General features: G+C 60.0%; 19 protein-coding genes and 1 tRNA gene. 3 read left to right on the top strand and 17 right to left on the bottom strand.

All coding sequences use genetic code 11. The features are described from left to right. Positions 1-8 precede the first annotated feature (8 nt). A complete protein-coding gene (locus tag FHT85_RS21580; RefSeq protein WP_112338528.1) occupies positions 9-1,457 on the bottom strand; it encodes an aldehyde dehydrogenase in 1,449 nt (482 codons plus the stop codon). 245 nt (positions 1,458-1,702) lie between these two features. On the opposite strand from FHT85_RS21580, the gene FHT85_RS21575 reads away from it, so the two are divergent. Together FHT85_RS21575 and FHT85_RS21570 are read left to right on the top strand one after the other, a co-directional pair. After that, positions 1,703-2,626 (top strand): ketopantoate reductase family protein, encoded by a 924-nt coding sequence (locus FHT85_RS21575; RefSeq protein WP_112410113.1) that lies wholly within the window; start codon positions 1,703-1,705, stop codon positions 2,624-2,626. A 35-nt stretch (positions 2,627-2,661) separates the two neighbouring features. Beyond that, a complete protein-coding gene (locus tag FHT85_RS21570) occupies positions 2,662-3,603 on the top strand; it encodes a LysR family transcriptional regulator (protein ID WP_112410114.1) in 942 nt (313 codons plus the stop codon). A gap of 93 nt (positions 3,604-3,696) precedes the next feature. Here the strand turns inward: FHT85_RS21570 and FHT85_RS21565 are convergent, their stop codons facing one another. From FHT85_RS21565 to iaaH, 15 genes are all read right to left on the bottom strand, one after another. After that, complete coding sequence (locus tag FHT85_RS21565; RefSeq protein ID WP_112410115.1) at positions 3,697-6,165, bottom strand: beta-glucosidase; 2,469 nt, start codon at positions 6,163-6,165, stop codon at positions 3,697-3,699. A 29-nt stretch (positions 6,166-6,194) separates the two neighbouring features. Beyond that, positions 6,195-7,286, bottom strand: coding sequence for an ABC transporter ATP-binding protein (locus FHT85_RS21560; RefSeq protein WP_112338532.1), 1,092 nt, complete (start codon positions 7,284-7,286; stop codon positions 6,195-6,197). A 3-nt stretch (positions 7,287-7,289) separates the two neighbouring features. Further along, on the bottom strand, positions 7,290-8,153 hold the full coding sequence (locus FHT85_RS21555) for a carbohydrate ABC transporter permease (RefSeq protein ID WP_095433456.1): 864 nt from the start codon (positions 8,151-8,153) through the stop codon (positions 7,290-7,292). A gap of 3 nt (positions 8,154-8,156) precedes the next feature. After that, positions 8,157-8,999 carry a carbohydrate ABC transporter permease gene (locus tag FHT85_RS21550; protein ID WP_246780055.1) on the bottom strand — a complete coding sequence of 281 codons (843 nt, stop codon included), beginning with the start codon at positions 8,997-8,999 and terminating at the stop codon, positions 8,157-8,159. 114 nt (positions 9,000-9,113) lie between these two features. Next, complete coding sequence (locus FHT85_RS21545; protein ID WP_162709587.1) at positions 9,114-10,346, bottom strand: ABC transporter substrate-binding protein; 1,233 nt, start codon at positions 10,344-10,346, stop codon at positions 9,114-9,116. Positions 10,347-10,545: 199 nt separating this feature from the next. Further along, positions 10,546-11,529, bottom strand: a complete 984-nt coding sequence (locus tag FHT85_RS21540) for a branched-chain amino acid ABC transporter permease (protein ID WP_112410117.1) — start codon at positions 11,527-11,529, stop codon at positions 10,546-10,548. Then, positions 11,526-12,386, bottom strand: coding sequence for a branched-chain amino acid ABC transporter permease (locus FHT85_RS21535; RefSeq protein ID WP_112338537.1), 861 nt, complete (start codon positions 12,384-12,386; stop codon positions 11,526-11,528). Before FHT85_RS21535 ends, FHT85_RS21540 begins: the two co-directional genes overlap by 4 nt. A 1-nt stretch (position 12,387) precedes the next feature. Further along, on the bottom strand, positions 12,388-13,083 hold the full coding sequence (locus FHT85_RS21530; RefSeq protein WP_112338538.1) for an ABC transporter ATP-binding protein: 696 nt from the start codon (positions 13,081-13,083) through the stop codon (positions 12,388-12,390). Beyond that, positions 13,067-13,828, bottom strand: a complete 762-nt coding sequence (locus tag FHT85_RS21525) for an ABC transporter ATP-binding protein (protein ID WP_246780054.1) — start codon at positions 13,826-13,828, stop codon at positions 13,067-13,069. The genes FHT85_RS21530 and FHT85_RS21525 overlap by 17 nt, the downstream gene beginning before the upstream one ends. Next, a complete protein-coding gene (locus tag FHT85_RS21520; RefSeq protein WP_112410118.1) occupies positions 13,825-15,132 on the bottom strand; it encodes an ABC transporter substrate-binding protein in 1,308 nt (435 codons plus the stop codon). Before FHT85_RS21520 ends, FHT85_RS21525 begins: the two co-directional genes overlap by 4 nt. Before the next feature lie 267 nt (positions 15,133-15,399). After that, on the bottom strand, positions 15,400-15,906 hold the full coding sequence (locus FHT85_RS21515; RefSeq protein WP_246780061.1) for a nitrile hydratase accessory protein: 507 nt from the start codon (positions 15,904-15,906) through the stop codon (positions 15,400-15,402). Further along, positions 15,906-16,259 (bottom strand): SH3-like domain-containing protein, encoded by a 354-nt coding sequence (locus FHT85_RS31005; RefSeq protein WP_112410120.1) that lies wholly within the window; start codon positions 16,257-16,259, stop codon positions 15,906-15,908. Before FHT85_RS31005 ends, FHT85_RS21515 begins: the two co-directional genes overlap by 1 nt. Further along, on the bottom strand, positions 16,249-16,572 hold the full coding sequence (locus FHT85_RS31000) for an SH3-like domain-containing protein (RefSeq protein ID WP_112410121.1): 324 nt from the start codon (positions 16,570-16,572) through the stop codon (positions 16,249-16,251). The genes FHT85_RS31005 and FHT85_RS31000 overlap by 11 nt, the downstream gene beginning before the upstream one ends. A gap of 13 nt (positions 16,573-16,585) precedes the next feature. After that, a complete protein-coding gene (gene nthA, locus FHT85_RS21500; RefSeq protein WP_112410122.1) occupies positions 16,586-17,194 on the bottom strand; it encodes a nitrile hydratase subunit alpha in 609 nt (202 codons plus the stop codon). A 137-nt stretch (positions 17,195-17,331) separates the two neighbouring features. Then, positions 17,332-18,738 carry an indoleacetamide hydrolase gene (gene iaaH, locus FHT85_RS21495; protein WP_162709592.1) on the bottom strand — a complete coding sequence of 469 codons (1,407 nt, stop codon included), beginning with the start codon at positions 18,736-18,738 and terminating at the stop codon, positions 17,332-17,334. A gap of 262 nt (positions 18,739-19,000) precedes the next feature. Here iaaH and FHT85_RS21490 point away from each other — a divergent pair, with 262 nt between their 5' ends. Beyond that, positions 19,001-19,726, top strand: coding sequence for a response regulator transcription factor (locus FHT85_RS21490; RefSeq protein ID WP_112410124.1), 726 nt, complete (start codon positions 19,001-19,003; stop codon positions 19,724-19,726). A 362-nt stretch (positions 19,727-20,088) separates the two neighbouring features. Here FHT85_RS21490 and FHT85_RS21485 read toward each other — a convergent pair. Beyond that, positions 20,089-20,165: transfer RNA gene (locus FHT85_RS21485), tRNA-Met, on the bottom strand. Positions 20,166-20,289 lie beyond the last annotated feature (124 nt).

Raw genomic sequence — 20,289 nt, 5'->3', positions numbered from 1 at the left:
TTGCGGCTTCAAAACGGGTAATGCTGCTGTGCGTCTTCGACCGTGATCCAACGCAGATCGGTGAATTCGGCAATCGCTGCACGTCCGCCGAAGCGGCCGTAACCTGAAGCCTTGACCCCACCAAACGGCATTTGGGCTTCGTCATGCACGGTCGGACCGTTTATGTGGCAAATTCCGCTTTCAATTCGGCGGGCAACGGCCATAGCGCGCTCGACATTCCGGCTGAAGACGGCGGATGATAAGCCATATTCCGTATCATTCGCGACGCGGATCGCCTCTTCATCGCCGTTCACACGTATTACGCTTTTGGCCGGACCGAAGGATTCTTCGGAGTAGATGCGCATGTCGGGCCTGACGCGATCGACGAGCGTTGCCTCCATGATGGAACCATTATGAGTACCACCGGCAACGAGTGCCGCACCCTTGGCGATAGCGTCATCGACCATTTCCTGCACTCGTTCGGCCGCCTCAGGCGTGACGAGTGAGCCCAGAACAACGTGACCGCGCGGATCGCCGGCCGGAAGCGCCTTCGCCTTGGCCGCCAGTTTTTCAACGAAAGCATCCGCGACCTTGGCATCGACGATGATGCGCTCCGTCGACATGCAGATCTGGCCCTGGTTCATGTAGGCGCCGAAAGCGGCGGCATTGACGGCCGCATCGAGATCGGCGTCATCGAGAACAAGGAAGGGTGCCTTGCCGCCGAGTTCGAGCAGAACCGGCTTGAGATGCTCGGCTGCAAGCTTGGCGATGATTTTGCCAACGCGGGTAGAGCCCGTGAAGTTAACGCGCTTGACGGCCGGATGGGCGACCAGTGTCTCAACGACCTTGGCCGCATCGGCCGGCGCGTTGGTGACAACATTGACGACGCCGTTAGGGAAGCCCGCTTCGCGCAGCACCTGGCCAATGAGCCGATGCGTGCCGGGGCACATCTCGGAGGCTTTGAGGATGACCGTGTTGCCGCAGGCAAGCGGCATGGCGATTGCACGCGTGCCGAGGATGACGGGGGCGTTCCAAGGCGCGATGCCAACGCAGACGCCGGCTGGCTGACGGATGCCCATGGCAAGCGTGCCGGGCTTGTCGGACGGAATGATCTCGCCGGAAATCTGCGTCGTCATCGCTGCGGCCTCACGCAGGATATTGGCGGCGAACATGGTATTGAACCCGCCCCAGGGCGCGGTCGCACCCGTTTCGGCGGTCATCAGACGGATGAATTCGCCCGCTTTGGAATCCATGATGTCGGCCGCCTTCAAGAGCAGCTTGCGGCGTTCGCCCGGACCCGATGCCGACCATTGCGCGAAGGCGGCAGCGGCAGCATCAGCCGCGGCATGGGCATCGTCCGCCTGGCCGGCGGCGGCCTTGGTCGCGATCTCTCCGGTCACCGGATCGATGCGCTCATATACCCCGCCCGAAAATGCTGCACGGTCTTCATTGTCGATCAAAAGCTGAATGTTATCCATGGTTTCCTCCTCCTCGGACGGTAGTGTCGCAATTGCCGGATCTGCCGCCCGATGCACCGCAGCAGGTATCCCAGCCGTTGCGCCAGCTTCAACCTGCCCATCTCCTGTACGCCTGAACCCTATCCGATGCGCCATTGGTCAGCAAGATAGTTTGATGTCAAAATATTTGATGACAAACTATCCTAATAAAGGTATTTCCAACCCCTATGGCCAGGACGAAGGAGCCGGAAAAGGAGGGAGGACGCATGAAGATCGCTATTATCGGGGCTGGAGCCATGGGAAGCCTGTTTGCCGGACGCTTGGCGGAAAAGGACTACTCGGTCTCCCTTATCGAAGTATCCGGCAGGATGATTGACGCCATTGGCGCTAAAGGGCTTCGGATGATGGGCCTTTTCGGCGAGAAGGCTTACAGCCTGCCGGTCGGCCCGGCGGATCGCTATATTAATCCTTTCGATCTGCTGATCGTCTTCACCAAGGGCATGCATACCTCCTCCGCGATGGAAGCGGCGAAACATGTCATTGGCAAGGATACCTGGGCACTAACGGTTCAAAACGGCATCGGCAATGTCGAGGCAATCGAGTCCTTCATTGCCCGCGACCGCATCGTCATGGGCATGACCAACTGGCCTTCGACGCTGATCGAGCCGGGCCTGGTCAACGTTCCCGGCGAAGGTGAGATCAAGGTCTGGGCCGCGAGCGGTCAGGCTTCCGAGAAGTTGGAGGCTATTGCCAGCGCCCTCGATGGGGCAGGCCTCAACTGCAAGCTCGATCCGCATGTCGAAGTGGCAATTTGGGAAAAGTTGGCCTTCAATTCAGCGCTCAACTCGCTTGCCGCCATAACAGGACTGACCGTCGGCGAAATGGGCGACCGGCAGGAGTCGCGCAACATCGTCTTCACCATCCTCGATGAGGTTATCGCGGTCGCAAAGGCGCGCGGCCTTGCCGTCGATGCAGATCATATCCGGGAGTCGGTCGAACACGCCTTTGCCAATCACAGGCAGCACAAGCCATCCATGTTGCAGGATCGGCTTGCGGGCCGGCGTATGGAAATCGGCACGATTACCGGGGCAGTCAGCAAGACCGGCGAAACACTGGGTATTGCCACGCCGGTCGCGACGACCTTTGCCAGCCTGCTCACCCTTGTCGATGGAGCAGACCTGCGCGTCTGAGACGTAAATGTTGAGCATCTCGGGAGGAGGCCTACATGCAAGACTTGAATCTGTTGCGCGTCCTCGTTGCGATACACGAGTGCCAGACGGTGACTGCGGCTGCAAATCGGCTGAATATGTCGCAGCCAACCGTGTCGCAAGCGCTTTCGCGCCTGCGCGACATTACCAGCGATCCGCTTTTCCTGCGTGGCCCACAGGGTATGTCGCCAACCGCGCATGCCACGCATCTCTATCGCGAATGCGCGACGGCGCTGCACCGTCTCGATCATGCCCTGAAGGCAGACGAGCCTTTCGTTCCGGCTGAGGCGAAGGAGCATTTTACCATTGCATTGTCCGACCTGGGTGAGATGACCTTCCTGCCACCGATTGCCGAATCTTTGGCGAGCATCGCACCCTCGATCCGCCTCGACATCGTGCCGCTGGCCGTCCATGAGGTCGAACAGAAGCTCAAACTCCGGCAGATCGATTTCGCTATCGGCAACCTGAAAAAGATCGATCCGGATCTCAGGCAGCGCGATCTTTTCGAGGAGAACTATGTCGCGCTCATTCGGAAGAATCATCCAACCATCGGCAATACGCTCTCATTGGACGAGTTTCTGGCGAACGGCCACGCCGTAGTCAACGGTGCTTCCGAACATTGGCAGGTTTCAAGCCTTGCAACGGTCGGAGGGCCGAAGCCGGCGCACGTCCATATCGTGCTACCGCATTTCACCGCTCTCCCCTTCGTGATCAGCCAGAGCAATCTCATCGGCGTGTTGCCATCACGCACCGCCGAAAGCTTCTCCGAGCGCTTTAATCTCCGATGGCTGCCGCTGCCCTTCGTCATGCCGAATTTCAAGGTCCGGCTGCTTTGGCATGGCGGGCAGACGCTGCGCAGCGACGCGCGCAACTGGATGGTGGAACAAGTGAGCGATATTTTGCAAAACTTTCAGCCCTGTCCCTACGATTATCATCGGACCCCGGAGACACTACGCTAGAACGGTCCAGCAAACCGCGTGGCGAAGCCGTCCGACGTGAGGCCCAAAACACGAAAGAGAGAGCCGCCTAGAGTTGGCCTCCAGACGGCCCCGTCAGGTCTCAGGGGCCGCCATCGCACAGACTTCTTCCCAGTCATCCCCCAGAGTGACTGTAATGTTGCGCGGCAGATCGACAGAGGATGTGCCGATCAGGATCGTGTAGTCGCCAGCCGGTGCGCGCCAGGCGTTGTGTTGGGCATCGAAATAGGCGAGGGATCGCATGCCAAGAGTAATGTCCGCCCTCCCTTCTTCACCGGCGGAAAGCATGAACGTGCTGAAGCCGCGCAACTCCTTCACCGGACGATCATGCCCCTTCGGCGGAGAGACATAGACCTGAACCACGGCCTTGCCGGCCCGCGCACCGGCATTACGGACCGGCGTAGTGATCGTCACGCTGTCGCCGGGACCGATCGTCCGGGCGGATGCCCGAGGTTCACCCAATTCGGAGATCGTGTAGGAAAGACCGAAGCCAAACGGATAAAGCACGCCCTCGCCGCCAGCGCGATCATAGTGCCGGTAGCCGATGAACACGCCTTCGCGATAGGCGACATGGCCGTTCTCGCCGGGATAATTGCCGATCGTCGGATTGGCTGATAGCGTCGCGGGGAAGGTCTGCGGCAGGCGGCCGCCGGGTTCGGCGTCACCGAAGAGCACATCTGCCACGCCATGACCGAGTTCCTGTCCCGGATACCAGCTTTGCAGGATCGCCGCGACCTCACCTTTCCACGACATGGCAACCGGCCCGCCGGTCTGCAACACGACGACACAGTTTGGATTGGCCGCCGCCACGCGGGAAATCAGTTCGTTCTGCGCGCCCGGGAGATCGATGCCCGGCAGATCACGGCCTTCGCTATCCCACTCGGCCGTCCGCCCGACAAAGACGAGAGCGACATCTGCGGCGGCAGCCGCGCGTTCGGCGCGGGCGAGCCCCGCCTCGCCCGGCGGCAGCGAAAGACCAACCCGGAACGCCTGAATGCCATCCATGACTCCGGTGGTCGAGCGATAGTCGACACGGAAGTGATAGGTCCGGCCTTCTTCGAGCTCGATTTCGACCTGACGCTCGTCGCCACCAAAATGATAATAGGTTGCCCCAGTTGGTACCCAGCCTTCCCAGCCGTCGATGGTCAACACGTCGTCGACATAAAGTCGTGCAAGGCCGGCATTGGCAAGGCCGAGTTCATAGCGCCCAGTCCTATCCGGCGTGACATCGAAAGAAGAGCGCGCCGTGAAGAGATGCAGATCGACGCCCGGCTCATGCGAGCCGAACCATTTGGCGTCCGAACTCGGATATTCCCGTTTGAAGACAGCCGGCCCGCCGAAATCTTCGTTGTTGTAAAAGCGTGTCGTCATCGTGCCCGACACGACCGGCAGCAGGAAATGGTTGGTGCAGCCTTCCTCGAATAAGACCTCGACATTGTCACGGGCCATCACGCCATCGAGCGGACTTACCCGATAGTGTGCGTTTACCCGCGCACTGCCGCCCCCCATGATCCGCGCCACGGCGGCATTGGGGCCGATCACTGCGACTTTAAGCGGCTTGGTTCCGTCAAGCGGCAGGATACTATTGTTCTTCAGCAAAACAGATCCTTCCGCCACGGCACGGCGGATGAGCTCGCGATGTTCCGGCAGATCGACGGACGTCTCCGCCTTGACGCGGGGCGTGTTGCGTACGCCCGAGCGATCCACGAGTCGCAGCACGCGACGCGCCCCGTCTGTGACCATGTCGAGATCGACCTCGCCGCACTCAATGGCATCGAGAAGCTTCTTGCCGCGATAGAGCGCGGGGCCGGGCATTTCGAGATCGAGGCCGGCATTGACGCTTTCCGCCACACTCTTCACCGCCGTCCAATCGGATATGACGAGACCGTCAAACCCGTATTCGACCTTCAGGAGATCGTGCAGCAGCCATTTATGCTCGCTGGTAAAGGTGCCGTTGAGGCGGTTATAGGAGCACATCAGCGCCCAGATACCCGCCTTCGCCGCCGCCTCGAAAGGCGGCAGGTAGATTTCGCGCAAGGTGCGGATATCGATGTCGGAGGACATGGTCATCCGCTCGTATTCGCTCTCATTGCCGATGAAATGCTTGATCGTCGCGCCGACGTCTTGCGCTTGCAGTCCGCCGATATAGGCCAGCGCCATTTCCGTCGTCAGATGCGGGTCTTCGGAATAGCATTCGAAATTGCGGCCATTGAGCGGGCCACGATGCATGTTGACGGTGGGTGCGAGCAGGACGTTGCTGTCCTTGGTGCGCGCCTCCTGCGCCAGCGCCTTGCCGATTTCCCGCAGCAGGTCCGGGTTCCAGCTTGCGCCGAGCGCGATACCGGAGGGGAAGACGGCGGCCGTCGGTCCGTTTTCCGTCACCCCGCCGCGCGCGCCGTTCGGCCCGTCGGACACCTTGACCGAGGGCACGCCCAGGCGCTCGATAGCCACGGTTTCCCAGAAATTCGCGCCCGACAGCAACGACACCTTTTCCTCAAGTGTCAGCTTTGCCAGCGTGTCTTCGATCCAGATTTCGTCAGTCATGTCGTCTCACGCACCCTTGTTCATGAAATTCAAAGCCGCACGCCGTCGGCCTGTGAGAAGAGCGAGGCGCTGCCGAGCGAGAAGCCGAGCTTCAGCGTGCTGCCGCGCGCCGGGTTGAGCTTGAGTTCGCTGTTGACCCGCACCGAGATTTTTTGAGAACCGCACGTTCCCCAAATGACCGCATCCGCACCCATCGTCTCGATGACATTGACCACCATGTCGAGCGGCAGCAGGCCCTCGCGTGGCGAAATTGCCAGGTGCTCCGGACGGATGCCAAGAATAGCCTCCATCGGCGCTGCCGGTCGCCTGGCGAAGGGATAAGGGCTGACATCGAGCGCATGGCCGTCCTTCAGCTTGAACTCGACCCGCTCGCCTTGCGGCACAATCGTGCCGGAGAGGAAATTCATAGCCGGCGAACCAATGAAGTCGGCAACAAAGAGATTGGCCGGACGGTTATAGATTTCCTCCGGCGAGGCGAGCTGCTGGATGACGCCGTTTTGCATGACGGCGATACGGGTCGCTAGCGTCATCGCCTCGACCTGATCATGTGTCACATAGATCATCGTCTTGCCGATATCCTCATGGAGCGTCTTGAGTTCCACACGCAGTTCGGCGCGCAGCTTTGCATCGAGATTGGAGAGCGGCTCGTCGAAGAGATAGACATCGGCGTCGCGCACCAGCGCCCGGCCGATCGCCACGCGCTGGCGCTGGCCGCCGGAAAGGGCGGACGGACGGCGCTTCAGATAGGGCTTGATCTGGAGCATGTCCGAGACCTTTGCAACGCGGCGCTCGATCTCGTTCTTCGGCAGTTTCGCCATGCGCAGCCCGAAAGTCAGGTTTCCCTCGACGGTCGTCTGCGGATAAAGCGCATAGGATTGGAACACCATTCCGATGCCGCGATCCTTCGGCTCGGCATGGGTCATGTCCTTGTTGCCGATCATGATCTTGCCGCCATGCACGTCGATGAGGCCGGCAACGGAGTTGAGCAGCGTCGATTTCCCGCAGCCTGACGAGCCGAGAAGCACGATGAATTCGCCGCTGGCAATGTCGAGATTGAGGTTTTGCAGGACCTTGACAGCCCCGAACTGAATTTCGAGGTCCTGGATGGAAACGGCGGTCATCGATTATCCCTTCACTGCACCGGCGGCAATGCCGCGGACGAACCAACGTCCGGATGCGAGGTAGATTACGAGAGGAACGAGGGCCGTCAGGATGGTTGCGGCCATGTCGACATTGTAAGCCTTCTCGCCCTGTGTCGTGTTGACGATATTGTTGAGCAGCACGGTCATCGGCCGGTTGTCGGAGCCGGCAAAGACCAGGCCGAACAGGAAGTCGTTCCAGATATGGGTGGATTGCAGGATCACCGCCACGATCAGGATCGGCGGGGAGAGCGGCAGCATGAGCCGGAAGAAGATATCCCAGAACCCGCCCCCATCGACGCGCGCGGCGCTGAAAAGGTCGCGCGGCAAGCCGGCGTAGTAGTTGCGGAACATCAGCACCATGACCGGCAGGCCGAAAATAACATGCACCATGATGATGCCGGCAAGGCTGTTATAAAGCCCGACCTGGGAGAGAACCCGGACCAGCGGATAAATGAAGACCTGATAGGGGATGAAGGCCGCAACAACGAGAACTGCGAAGATGATGCCTGCTCCCTTCGGGCGCCAGAAGGACAGTGCATAACCGGTTACAGCCCCGAGCAGGATCGATAGGAAAGTCGAGGGGATCATGATCTTCAGCGAATTGAAGAACCCGACCGAAACGCCGGAGCAGGTGAGACCCGTGCAGGCCGAACTCCAAGCCGTCTTCCACGCCTCGAGCGTCGGGCGCAACGGAAAGGCGAAGATGGATGATCCGCGCACCTCGTCCATGGTTTTCAATGAAGTCGCCACCATCACGTAAAGCGGCATCAGGAAGAAGGCCGCCATGATGGCGAGAAAGGCGTAGACGCCGATTCGGGCAATATTTTTCTCTTGACGTTGCGCCATGGCTCAGCCCGCTGCTTTCTGCGCCATATAGCGGCGCGCATAGTAAATGGGCGTGGCGATGACGACGACAGCAGCGAGCATCATGATCGCACCCGCATTGGCCAGCGCCACATTCTGGCGTTCGAACAGGTTTTCCATGACGAACTTGGCCGGCACTTCTGTCGCATTGCCGGGGCCGCCGCCGGTCAGCGCCACGACGAGGTCATAGGCCTTGACGACGGAAACCGAGAGCAGCACCGTCGCAGTCGCTGCCATGGGCGCAATGATGGGGAGGACGATTGACGTATAAACGCGCCACTTGGCGATGCCGTCCACCTTCGTGGCTTTCCAGAGGTCTTCATCCACGCCGCGCAAGCCCGCCAGCAGGATCGCCATGACGAGGCCGCTGCCCTGCCAGACGGCGGCCAGAACCAGAACGAAGATGGCGCGGTCGGGCCGGACGATCCAGTCGAAGACGAAATTGTCGAAGCCCCAGCTGCGCATCGTCGCCTGAATGCCGAAGGTCGGATTGAGCACCCATTGCCATACAAGGCCGGTAACGACGAAGGACATGGCATAGGGATAGAGAAAGATGGTGCGGAACAGGCTTTCGGCCCTGATCTTCTGGTCCATCATCACAGCCATGAGGAAGCCGAGAACGAGACACACCAGGATGAAAAGCACTCCGAAAACGACGAGGTTCCCGACCGAGACCAGCCAGGCATCCTGGTTCATCAGCCGCACATACTGGTCGAAGAAATTGAATTTATAGATCGGGATCAGCCTGGAATTCGTCATCGAAATGACAAAGGTCCAGATCATCGCGCCAATAAAGACGCCGATGACAATGATCCACGCTGGAAGCATGGCCAGAGTGACCTGCAACCTTCCGCGCCAAAGCCCATGCATTGTTCTAACCCTGGATGATGCTGACGAAAATGGAGCCGACCGACGATGCCGATCAGCAAGCGTTTGGTCCGATCAGTATTTTTCGAGGACGCCCGCGACCGCCGTGACGTAATCATCCGGCTTCGCATCGGGCTTGGCCCAGAGAACCTTGAGTTCAGCACCCAGCGCCCCGACCTTTTCCGGCGAGAAGGGGATCATGAGCGCCGCGACGGAATTGCCCTTCTCGATGGCGCTAGCACCGGCTGCGGCGCAAGCATTGTAGCGGGAGGCATCAACACCCGTGCGGATCGGCAGCGAGCCCATGGCGGTCGTGAATTTCGACTGAACCTCGAGCGACGTCGTCAGTTCGGCAAGCTTCTTCTGCGCCTCGGTCAGGTTGTCGCCCTTGACGGGCATTGCCCAGACGTCGCCATTGACGACGGCCGGCGCATTGTTCGGGGCGATCGAGCACAGCACGTCCTCGCCCGGCTTCTTGCCGGCCGCAACGATTTCACCGATGGCCCAGCCACCCATGATGAAGAAGCCGGCTTCGCCCTTGAGGATCATCTGGTTCGTGACATTCCACTGGCGGCCCGATACGCCGCTATCGGCATATTTCGGCAGCCTGGCGAGAATTTCTGCGACCGGCTTGAAGGCGTCGGAGTGCACATAGTCAGCGCCCTTCGGCCCGGTGAACTGCTTCCAGCCATCAACACCCCCAACCGAGGCGAGCACTGCGGCAAACGTGTTCATGAACCAGACATCGCGATCGCCGGCCTGCGCGTAAGGCACGATACCGGCCGTGCGTAGCTTGTCGCCGGTTGCGAAGAACTCGTCCCAGGTCTTCGGCATGGTCGCCCCAACCTTATCGAGTGCGGCCTTGGAAGCGAAGAGGAAATTGGTCGCCTGAAGCTGGACCGGAACAGCATAGATATGTCCGTCGCGGGTGATCGCACTCATAACGGTTGCCGGTATAACCTGTGACCAGTTCCCGGCCTGAGCAACGGTATCAAGATTGGCAAGCAACCCGCTTTCGACGAGATTGTTGATGTCCGCGCCCATGCTGAACTGGGCTGCATCCGGCGCATTGCCGCCGACGATCCGGTTAATTGCGGCAGTCTTGGCCGCACTGGCACCGGCGACAGCCTCGTCCTTCCACTCGCCGCCGCTCTGGTTGAAGGCATCGGCGATCACCTTGATGCCGGCCGATTCCGCCTTCGATGTCCACCAGTGAATGACTTCGGTTGGCTGGGCCTGGGCCACGCCCGACACAGTGCAGATCGCCACTGCTGCGGCACTCGCCAAGGCCTTGTTAATCACGCGCATAAAATTCCTCCCCGCGAATGAGATTTCGCGCATATCGACGGCAGAAACTGCCGCTACATACGAAGCCCTACCTCCGGCTTGCATATGCCAAGGGCTATTGTCGGGAGAGGCTAGAGGACGCGCTCGGCGCCGGCCAATCGCGTTTCTTTTGCGAGCTTCATTGCCGTGACTAATATCGGGGGATAGCAGGGCGCGGCCTTCAGGCGCCTTGCCCCACCTCCCGCATCTTGCGGCGAATGGGCAGAAGGTCGATCCTGATCACCGATTTCAGGAGCCCCCAGGCTCCGCCCGGAACGAACAGCGTGACGCCGATCGCCAGCAGGCCCAGGATGATGAAATAGAGCGAGCCGATATTGCCCATGGTCTCGCGCAGCAGGAAATAGATTGCCACGCCAACGATCGGACCTTCGAGCGTGCCGATGCCGCCGAGAATGACGGCGAAGAGGATGATCGCCATCCAGTTCATGGAAAAGCCTGCCGTGGGGCTCACCTGCAAGGTGACCATATAATAGCAGGCTCCGGCCGCACCACCGATCGCTGCAGCGATCAGAAGCACATAGGTCTGCGTCCTGCGGATCGTCACGCCCATGGCTTCGGCTGCAAGCGGACTATCCTTCATGGCGCGCAGGGCCAACCCGAAGCGGCCGCGCATGAGACCGACGCAGGTCAGAAGCGCAATGAGCAGAATAATAGCTGCCGTCCCGTAGGTGGCAAAAAGCCGGACCGAACGGTCGATACCACGCACCGCCGTCAGCGCGATGCCACCGCCGCCGCCGAGCACGGCGGTATGATAGACGATCAGCCGAACGACTTCGGAAATCACCCACGAACCGATGGCAAGCTGCGCACCGGAGAGGCGAAACAGGATCGGCGTGATTAGCAATGCAAAGGCCGCGCAGACCAGCGCCGAAACGATGACCAAGGGAAAGGGCGGCAGGCCGAGACCGTTGGCGACCATGAAGAGCGTGTAGCCGCCGATGCCGATGAAGACCTGGAAGCCCATGAAGACAATGCCGCCGAAACCGGCAAGTAGGTTCCACATCAGGGCAATCGATAGCACCGCCGCGATTTCAGTCGTCAGCAGCACGGCATAGCGCGAGCCGGCGAACGGAATGGCAATCAGGACGGCAGCGATCAATCCGACTGTGACGAGCGACCGGGCGAAGGGCGAGGCGAGCGTCATACACGTATCCTTTTGGTAAAGAGACCGCCCGGCATCAGCAGCAGGCCGGTGAGAAAGACGACGTGGCCAACAAGCGGCCCCAGGCTTGGGACGATGAGCGTGCCGGCCGCCTGGGCGATGCCGAGAATGATGCCACCGGCGAGCGTTCCCCAGATCGAGCCGAGCCCGCCGAGGATCACCGCCTCGAAGGCGAAAAGCATCCGCTCCGGCCCCGTAGACGGGTCGAACGTGCCGCGCATCCCGTAGAAGATCGCGGCAACGGCGGAAATCGCCAGCGCAAAGCCCATCGCAGTGGCAAAGACGCGACGTGTCCCGATGCCCATCAGTTGCGCGACCGCTTCATTGTCCGAAGTCGCCCGGACCGCGCGGCCAAAGCGCGTGCGGCCAAAGACGGCGGCGGTGAGTGCAAAAATCCCGACCGCTACCGCCAGCGTAAGAAGCGGCAGGACACCGATGGCGACCGAGCCGATATTGATGGCAGCCGTTCCGAGCGGGCCTGGATCAAGACTCTTCGTATCGGCGCTGAAAAGCTGCAACATGACGTTCTGCAGAATGACCGACAGACCGAAGGTCACGAGAATGGGCGGCATCTCCCCACGCCCCAACGTTCGCTCGATGACGAAACGCTGCAAGAGCCGTCCGATCACAAACATGACCGGCACCACGATGGGCAGCGCCAGCAGCGGTTGGATGCCGAGATGCGTCGTGAGCTGCAAGGCCAGAAAGGCCGAGAAGACGATAAAGTCGCCATGTGCCAGGTTGATCTGCCGCATGAGACCGAGGCAGAGCGACAGTCCGAGACCATAGAGGCCGTAAAGTGCGCCGACCAACGCGCCGTTGATGAGTGTTTCCAGCATATCAGCGCATCCCGAAATAGGCGTTTGAGATTTCCGCCCTGTCCGCCGACTTGGATGCGCCTGAAAGCACGATCTGACCATGGCGCATGCAGGCGAAACGATCCGAGGCGGAGAGCGCACGGGCAATGTCCTGCTCAACGATCACCGTCGTCAGCCCCTCGCCCCGCAGCTTCTGAAGCGCCGAATAGACGATATCGACAGCAGCCGGGGAGAGACCGAGCGAGAGTTCGTCGCAGAGCAGAACGTCAGGATTGGACATGAGCGCCCGACCGATGGCGACGAGCTGCTGCTGTCCGCCCGAAAGCGCCATGGACGGACGGTTGCGGAATTCCGCGACCGTTGGAAAGATCTCGTAGACGCGTTCGATGTTCCACCCGCCCGACCGGCGCGAATGCGCGCCGACAAGCAAATTCTCCTCCACACTGAGGCTCGGGAAGAGCTGCCGCCCCTCGGGCACCAGCGCCAGCCCATGAACGACGATGTCTATGGTGGTGAGACCGGCAATGTCGCGGCCATTGATCGAGACGCTGCCCGTCTGCGGCTTCAGCCGACCTGTCATCACGGCAAAGGTCGTGGTCTTGCCGGCGCCGTTCGCCCCGATGAGCGCGAGCGTCTCGCCCCGCGCCACATTGAGGTCGAAGCCGAACAGGACCGGCAGCGGACCATAGGATGCCCGCAAGTCAGTGATCGATATCATCGATGTCAGGCTCCATGCCTAGATAGATTTGACGCACTTTCGGCATCCGCATCGTCTCATGCGGCTCGCCATGCGCGATGATGCGCCCTTCGCCCAGCACCGCGAGTTCGTCGGCGGCATGTGTCAGGACGTGAACGAGATGTTCGATCCAGATGATCGCCAGACCGCTTGCCGCGAGTGCCTTCACGATGGCCGCAACGCCGGCGGCCTCGTCGTCTGTCAACCCACCGGCAATTTCATCGAGCAGGAGGACCGATGGCTTGGTGGCCAGTGCCCGCGCAAGCTCGAGCCGTTTGCGGTCAAGCAGTGGGAGTCTGCCGGCTATCAGGTCGCCGCGGCTCTTGAGCCCGCAGATTTCCAGCGCCTGCAACGCCGCCTCTTCCGCCGCGCGCCCCTTGAACGCCCCCGCAAACGCGGCGGCGACCAGCGCGTTTTCGTAGACGGACATCTGCGAGAAGGTTTGTGGGACCTGGAACGTCCGGCCGATGCCTGCAACGGCACGCGCCGAAGCTCCAAACGAGGTCACGTCCCGTCCGGCAAGGAATACTTTGCCGGAGGAAGGCGCGAAGGTTCCGGAAATCACGCTGAACAGCGTCGTCTTACCAGAGCCGTTGGGGCCGATAATTCCGAGAATTTTCCCACGATCAACTTCGATGCTGACTCCGTCCAGCACGATCGGTCCGCCATAGGACTTCACGACATTTTCGACAGTGAGCGCCCTGATCGTGTCAGCCGCCGGCATCATCCAGCCTTCCTGGCCAAGTCCATTGTGAAGTCGGCCTGGATTGGAACTTCAGGAGCATTCTTGTTGTAGGTCACCTTCAGATCATAGGTATCGTCGGGCTGGAGACGCCATTGGCCGCCCGCGATCTTGAGCTTGGCGACATTCTTGATTGGGCTTCCGGCCCAGTCGATATCGCCGACGACGGTCGTCATCTTGGTCGATTTGATAACGGCCTGAATGGCGTCCGGATCGGTCGGGTCGGCGGCATTCTTCAACGCGTTGATGCCCAGTTCCCACATGGCATGGATGACGCCGATCGGCTGCGTCCAGCGCTTGCCAGAGAATTTGGAATATTCCGACGCGATCTCACCGCAGGACTGGCCTGTCAGCGTCGACTTGAAGGGATAGTTCGGCGTCCACCAGATTTCCGTGGACATGCCGTCGCCGGCCTTGCCGAGCGCTTCGATGCCGGAGGGAAAGAGCAGCGCCTTGGCCGGCGTCGCGATTTTCGGCTTGAAGCCGAGCTGTTGGGCCTGACGCCAGAAGACGGCCCATTCCGGCGGGGAGAAGAGACCGGTCACAATCTCGCAGCCGGCATCGCGGAAGGCGACAATTTGGCGCGAGAAATCGTCTGCACCCGGCTGGAACTCGCCGACGTCGACAATTGAGTAGCCGCCCTTCCCCAAAGATGCGGGAAAACCGATCTCCGCATTGCCGAAGACCTTGCCGGGAGGGTCGTTTGACCAAACCGTGCCCACTTTCTTGTTGGTGGCCTGAGCATCCCACATGCCGATGAAGGTCGAGATGATGTCCTCGATACCCCAGAAGAAGTGGTTCACATATTTGAAGCCCTCCTCCGGGCGCCCCTTCAACGGGAACATCCAGCCCTGCCACGGATCCATGGTGGTGATGCTCGGGATACCCGCGGTTTCGCATTGTGATGCGACCGGAACATTGGTCAACGCACCCTGCGCCAGCATGAGATTGACGCCATCGTTGTTGATCAACTGGCTTGCCGAAGTGGCGGCGCGGTCGGAGTTCGACTGGTCATCGATGTCAATGATCTCGACCTTGTAGGTCTTGCCGTTATTGACAAGCCCATCCTTCAACACCCCGCGCACCTTGCCGAGAATGAAAGGGTCAGCTTCGGCAAACGGGGCAAGCGCGCCGGTCTTCGAGCTGATATAGCCGATCTTGATCGTCGGGCTGGCAGCGATAGCTGGAGCCGGCAGAACGGACGTTGCCGCACTGGCGGCGGCACCGGCTCCTACAGCCTGCAGGAAGCTACGGCGAGTGAACCTCATGTTGTCGCGCGAGAATGTCATTGTTCTTCCTCTGTCGATTTTTATTGCCGTCAATGCGGTTCTTTGCGGTCGCCAGCCCGTCTCCGGTGGCTGCACGGGGCACTGCCTGCGGGCCGTCTCCAGCATATTAGGAGGCGGATCCAGACGGCGGGATCAACAGTTTTGCGGATAATCGGGCGGCTGCCCTGAGCGAATTTTCAGCTTTAAAATCAAATAGAAAAACAAATGCGGAACCTTTCAGTTCCACAGTCGGCCACTCGTCGCAACTGATGGTTTATGGAGGAAGGATCAGGCCGAAGAGTGCCAGCGCGCGGGACTCACCGCCACCGGACCGACATGCGTTTCATGATCGCCGACCTCGCAGTGATCATGGTCGTGCGCATCGTGATGATGGTGATGGTCATGTTCATGCTCGAGCTCTTCCAGCGCGCCGGGCGGGATTGGCGCGAGTCCCTTGCGGAACTCGATCGGCTTGCCATGCTCAGTGTGGAAATAGGAGCGACGCCAATGTTCCTGATAGTCGGTAACTTCCGCGTCCGTCGTCATGCCACGCCCGGCCACGATCTTTTCAAGCGCCTGCATCCATTGGCGATAATAGGCGGTGTTGACGTCTTCTTCGTCGCGTTGCGGCGAAGCCCTGATCTCGCTCGAAAAGGCCTCAACCCATTCCGCCCAGTTGAAATGCCCAGCGCGCGACAATTGCATGGTCAGCGCAAAGGCCTCCGCCTGCCACGGCTCGGAAAAGGCCGGGCCCTTGTCCAGCCATTGCGGATCGATGGTCAGATCGCCCGGCATCACGACACCTTTCCGGCAAGAAGATAGCTTTCCCAGAGGCTCAGATAAACGGCACCCGGCCCGTCGCTCCCCTTGCCCCAGAGCGTTTCGCTGTCGAAGCGGACGCGATAGAGATGATCCGGGCATTCCCCGCGTCCGGCCGAATGGGCATCGGGGAAGACATGCGCGCCTTCGTAACCCACCACGGTTCCGCGCTTGTCGCGCGCATAGCCCGGCAGGCGGGTATGAGTGGAAACGTTATCGTTGGTGGTCCTGATGTCGTCGCCCGGCTTGAACTTCGGCGCAGTCTCGATTGCGCGCAGCGTCGGCGCGCCGGTGGCCATGGCAATGGCGACCATTTCTTTAGGCAGCATGGTCGTCCTCCTTTGCCGCAAGCTCGGCGATCCGTGCCTGATATTCCTCCTGGCTGAAGACGCCCTTGGAAATCAGCAGGTCTTCCAGCGAATACAGCCAATGTTCGTAATAGGAGGTATTGAGATATTCGCCCGGCGGCATCCTCTCCATGGAGTAGCGACTTTCATCGATATTGAAGCAACCGGCAGCCAGCGACAGGATATTGACAGCGAAGGTCTTGGCTTCCCACTCTGCCTTGAACCTCGTATCGTCATGGGCGCGATTGACCGGGCCGAAGCCCTGCATCCCGCCCATATCTGCAATCGATCTCATGATATTGTGCTCCTCAGATTGTCGAAGCCGCCAGCGGGATGCCGGTGCCGATCATGGAATCGCGGGTGACGAGTGCCGCAAGCTCCTCCTCGCTCCAGCCTTCGGTGCCGGCCGGGCGCTCCGGCAGCACCATGTAGCGGATCTCTGCATTGCTGTCGTAGACTCTGACCTCGCGGTCGTCGGCAATATTCACGCCGAATTCAGCGAGCACAGCGCGCGGTTCGATGACGATGCGGCTGCGATAGGGTGCGGATTTGTACCATGTCGGCGGCAAGCCAAGAACGGTCCAGGGATAGCAGGAGCACAGGGTGCAGACGATCACATTGTGAACCTCCGGCGTATTCTCAAGGATGATCATTGCCTCGCCCTGCAGGCCGCTGACGCCCACTTCCTTCAGCGCGTCGGTTCCGTTTTCGAGCAGGCGCACCTTGAACGCGGGATCGGACCAGGCCCGCGCCACAACGCCGGCGCCGATGCGCGGACCGAGCTTGTTCTGAAAGATATCAACGATTTCCGTCACTGCACCGGGGTCGATCTTGCCCTTTTCGACCATCAGCGTCTCGATGGCCTTAATCCGGAGCGCGAGTGTGGAAGGTGGCATCGTGTGATCGTCGTGGCTCATCGAAGTCCTCTGGAGATATCACGAAATGGGTCAAGGATAACGCCGATGGAGGGTTTCTTCATCAGCAATATTGAGGATAAGGGGCGGGCCGTCGTTCGCCGGAGACGCACGCGGACCGAGCATTTCCCCGGATCGCCTCATGCCGGGGGCGACGGAATGGGAAAAAGCGTCTCGATCGCAAGCGAGAACGCGAGAAGCGCCTGATCCTGTTCGAATGGGAAGTCCAGGCCCAGGCCTACGGGCAGGCCCGCCCGCGTGAGGCCGGCCGGAACGGAAACCCCAGGTAAGCTCGCGACGCTGCCTATATCCGTATTGTGAATGAGGGCTGGAAAAATAGGCAGCACCTTGCCGGCGATTACTACCGTTGAGGACTGATCAAGCTCTGGGGCCGGCAGACGGCAGACGGGGAATGCAAGCGCGTCGATTCGGTTGGCCTTGAATATATCTGCATAGGCCGACGTCAAGGCGGGGAGATGCTCCGTCGTGGCGATCTCGTAAGCCAAGGGACTAATGGCCGTCGCCGGATTGAGCTGAGCGAGAAGAATTTCGCGCACATCCGGGCTTGCCACCTGATCTGCAACCTCCGCAAAGGTCAGCGAAATGTCGTGATCGGACAGGAATGCCGAGAGTGCGAGCGTTCCTTCGTAGATCGAAATGGACATCGCGGCTGCGGCATAGGGCTCTGGAAGTGCTCGCGAATCAACCTCGACAAGCTCCGCGCCTTCGGCAACGAGCCGTTGAAGCGCCTCCATGCAGATCGCGGCGACCTCGGAATCGACGAGGTCCCAGAAATGCTTGTGAGGAATGCCGAGCCGAGTGCCCTTTATAGCCGACGCCACGACCGGCGACGAGGACGTAACAACGCTGTCCAACAGCACCATGTCTGTCGCGGAGAGCGTGATCGGGCCAGGCGTGTCCCGCGTCGTGGAAATCGGCACGATGCCGGCAGTCGGCCACCGCCCGGTTGTTGGACGATAGCCCCATGCGCCGCAGAAGGCTGCGGGAATGCGCACCGAGCCGCCGGTGTCCGTCCCGATGGAGGCCGGCACGAGCCGCGCACCGACGGCTGCCCCGCTTCCGCCGCTGGAACCACCTGAGGTGCGGGCCTGATCGAAGGGATTTCGCGGCGCGCCGTAGGCGACATTTGCGGAGGTTGCGCCATAGGCAAGCTCATGCATGCCGTTCTTGCCATAGGCAATCGCGCCTGCCTTCAAGAGCCAGGCCGCGACGGGAGCATCCTTCACCGGCCTGAAGTTGCGAAGTGCCGGCGTTCCACCCGTCGTGACATAGCCGGCAACATTGATGTTGTCCTTGAAGGCAATGGGAAGGCCATGCAACGCTCCCCGCAGTTGTCCGGTCGCCCGCTCCGCATCCGCCTGACGCGCATCCCGAAGCGCCCGCTCCTCGTCCAACGACACAAAGGCGTTGATCGAGGCAAGGCTCGCTTTTCTCATCAACAGATCGGTGACGAACTCCTCAGCGCTGAGCCTGCCCCGCGCCATGGCGGCGGCGATCTCGGTCAACGTGAATGCCTTGAGCGTCATTTTAGTCCCCGCACAGAATTTCGACATGTGAAGGGCTAGTTAAATGACGGGCGCACCGCCATCCGCAATTTTGTTGGTGAACGCTTGTTCTTGTTAGTCACCGCTGAGGCAAAGCGCCGCGGCTAGGGTCCCGGCGTACTCTCTGGTCAGCAAGCTCATATTAGACGCGTCGAAAATTCTTGATCTTTGGCATGTTGTTTGCTTCCATTCCGGAAAAGGGAACTAAGCGGACAAAAAGATTCCGCCAATTATTGGGGGTCTCATGAGCGGGACTGTGTTCGATTTGACATTCGATGAGGCAAGTCTGTTCGCGGATATTGTCGGTAGACTGACAAGCCCAGGGCCGGTGGAGATCAGGGAAACTATCTTTCCGGACATATTGCGCCTGATGCGGGCGGATGTGCTGGCGTCTTACAAATGGAATCCCAAAATAAGCTCCTATGACGAGCCCTTCGTAATCAACCAGTCCCCCGACAGCATCAAGGCTTACAGGAATTGGTTCCAGTATCGCGATCCAATGACCCGGCAATTGCGCAGTCTCTGGCGTCCGGCCTATGTCGATGAGGTGATTTCCAAACCGGACTTGAGCAAAACGGAATTCTTCAACGACTTTCTAATGAAAGACGGGCTCGACCATGGCATTAATGTCTTCCTCAAGGACAACGGACGGGCACTGGCGGACCTGCGCATCTGGCGGACCAAGCGCCAACCGGACTTCGCAGACCGTGAAATCGGCCTATTAAAAGTCCTCGCACCGTTGCTCAAGCGCGCTTTATCCGTCGCGCCTGACGTAACACTCTCCGTCCTGACCGATCGCGAGCGAGACGTCGCGCTCCTCATCTCACGCGGCTGTTCTGACAAAGACATTGCGCGCGTCCTCAATATCGGTTTTGCAACTGTGCGAACACATCTTACGCGCTGCCTTGAGAAGATGGGCTGCTCAAACAGGGCGGAGCTCGCCGCCTGTGTCACAAGGCTTTCACAATAGACGGATGAGCCTACCAACAGGGCGGTCTTTGAAAATCAAAGCGGTCCACTGACAGCATTTTGTCAAAGTGGAAATCTGGTCAACAAGCGCCAAATAGAAGCTCTTGAAAGGGATTTTACTGCGGCCGCTGATAAATTCCGGCGACCGCGGCCCGGAACGATCTGGTCATTCGGATTGCTTCAGATGAGTTTGAAGCAGAAGCCAAACGCCAAAAGCTCCTCGACGCTTACGCGGAGGAGCTTGATGCTGACAATGTCAAATTTGTATTTGGTTTCGGATCTAGCATCGCCATTGAAGATGAAGTCTTCGCGCGAGCGATAGGGTATGTCTAAGATTTCGCAAATAGGAGGGAAGGAAGGACTTGGTTGCGGGGGCAGGATTTGAACCTGCGGCCTTCAGGTTATGAGCCTGACGAGCTACCGGGCTGCTCCACCCCGCGTCACCAGCGCAAACCGCATTACGGTTTGTCGCGTCACCAGCGCAAACCGCGTTGCGGTTTGTCGCGAGTAGCAAGCCGCGTTTCGGCTTGCGTCATCCGAGCAAATTGCTTTAGCAATTTGTCA

The organism is Rhizobium sp. BK312 (genome assembly GCF_014193605.1).
Classification (GTDB): Bacteria; Pseudomonadota; Alphaproteobacteria; order Rhizobiales; family Rhizobiaceae; genus Rhizobium.
Note: the sequence above shows the minus strand (reverse complement) of the source record. Positions and strands in the feature narration are given on the sequence as shown.

Coding starts and splice junctions, on each gene's coding strand:
- FHT85_RS21580 (WP_112338528.1), bottom strand. CDS start 1,457: ATGGATAACATTCAGCTTTTGATCGACAATGAAGACCGTGCAGCATTT.
- FHT85_RS21575 (WP_112410113.1), top strand. CDS start 1,703: ATGAAGATCGCTATTATCGGGGCTGGAGCCATGGGAAGCCTGTTTGCC.
- FHT85_RS21570 (WP_112410114.1), top strand. CDS start 2,662: ATGCAAGACTTGAATCTGTTGCGCGTCCTCGTTGCGATACACGAGTGC.
- FHT85_RS21565 (WP_112410115.1), bottom strand. CDS start 6,165: ATGACTGACGAAATCTGGATCGAAGACACGCTGGCAAAGCTGACACTT.
- FHT85_RS21560 (WP_112338532.1), bottom strand. CDS start 7,286: ATGACCGCCGTTTCCATCCAGGACCTCGAAATTCAGTTCGGGGCTGTC.
- FHT85_RS21555 (WP_095433456.1), bottom strand. CDS start 8,153: ATGGCGCAACGTCAAGAGAAAAATATTGCCCGAATCGGCGTCTACGCC.
- FHT85_RS21550 (WP_246780055.1), bottom strand. CDS start 8,999: ATGCTTCCAGCGTGGATCATTGTCATCGGCGTCTTTATTGGCGCGATG.
- FHT85_RS21545 (WP_162709587.1), bottom strand. CDS start 10,346: ATGCGCGTGATTAACAAGGCCTTGGCGAGTGCCGCAGCAGTGGCGATC.
- FHT85_RS21540 (WP_112410117.1), bottom strand. CDS start 11,529: ATGACGCTCGCCTCGCCCTTCGCCCGGTCGCTCGTCACAGTCGGATTG.
- FHT85_RS21535 (WP_112338537.1), bottom strand. CDS start 12,386: ATGCTGGAAACACTCATCAACGGCGCGTTGGTCGGCGCACTTTACGGC.
- FHT85_RS21530 (WP_112338538.1), bottom strand. CDS start 13,083: ATGATATCGATCACTGACTTGCGGGCATCCTATGGTCCGCTGCCGGTC.
- FHT85_RS21525 (WP_246780054.1), bottom strand. CDS start 13,828: ATGATGCCGGCGGCTGACACGATCAGGGCGCTCACTGTCGAAAATGTC.
- FHT85_RS21520 (WP_112410118.1), bottom strand. CDS start 15,132: ATGACATTCTCGCGCGACAACATGAGGTTCACTCGCCGTAGCTTCCTG.
- FHT85_RS21515 (WP_246780061.1), bottom strand. CDS start 15,906: ATGCCGGGCGATCTGACCATCGATCCGCAATGGCTGGACAAGGGCCCG.
- FHT85_RS31005 (WP_112410120.1), bottom strand. CDS start 16,259: ATGCTGCCTAAAGAAATGGTCGCCATTGCCATGGCCACCGGCGCGCCG.
- FHT85_RS31000 (WP_112410121.1), bottom strand. CDS start 16,572: ATGAGATCGATTGCAGATATGGGCGGGATGCAGGGCTTCGGCCCGGTC.
- nthA (WP_112410122.1), bottom strand. CDS start 17,194: ATGAGCCACGACGATCACACGATGCCACCTTCCACACTCGCGCTCCGG.
- iaaH (WP_162709592.1), bottom strand. CDS start 18,738: ATGACGCTCAAGGCATTCACGTTGACCGAGATCGCCGCCGCCATGGCG.
- FHT85_RS21490 (WP_112410124.1), top strand. CDS start 19,001: ATGAGCGGGACTGTGTTCGATTTGACATTCGATGAGGCAAGTCTGTTC.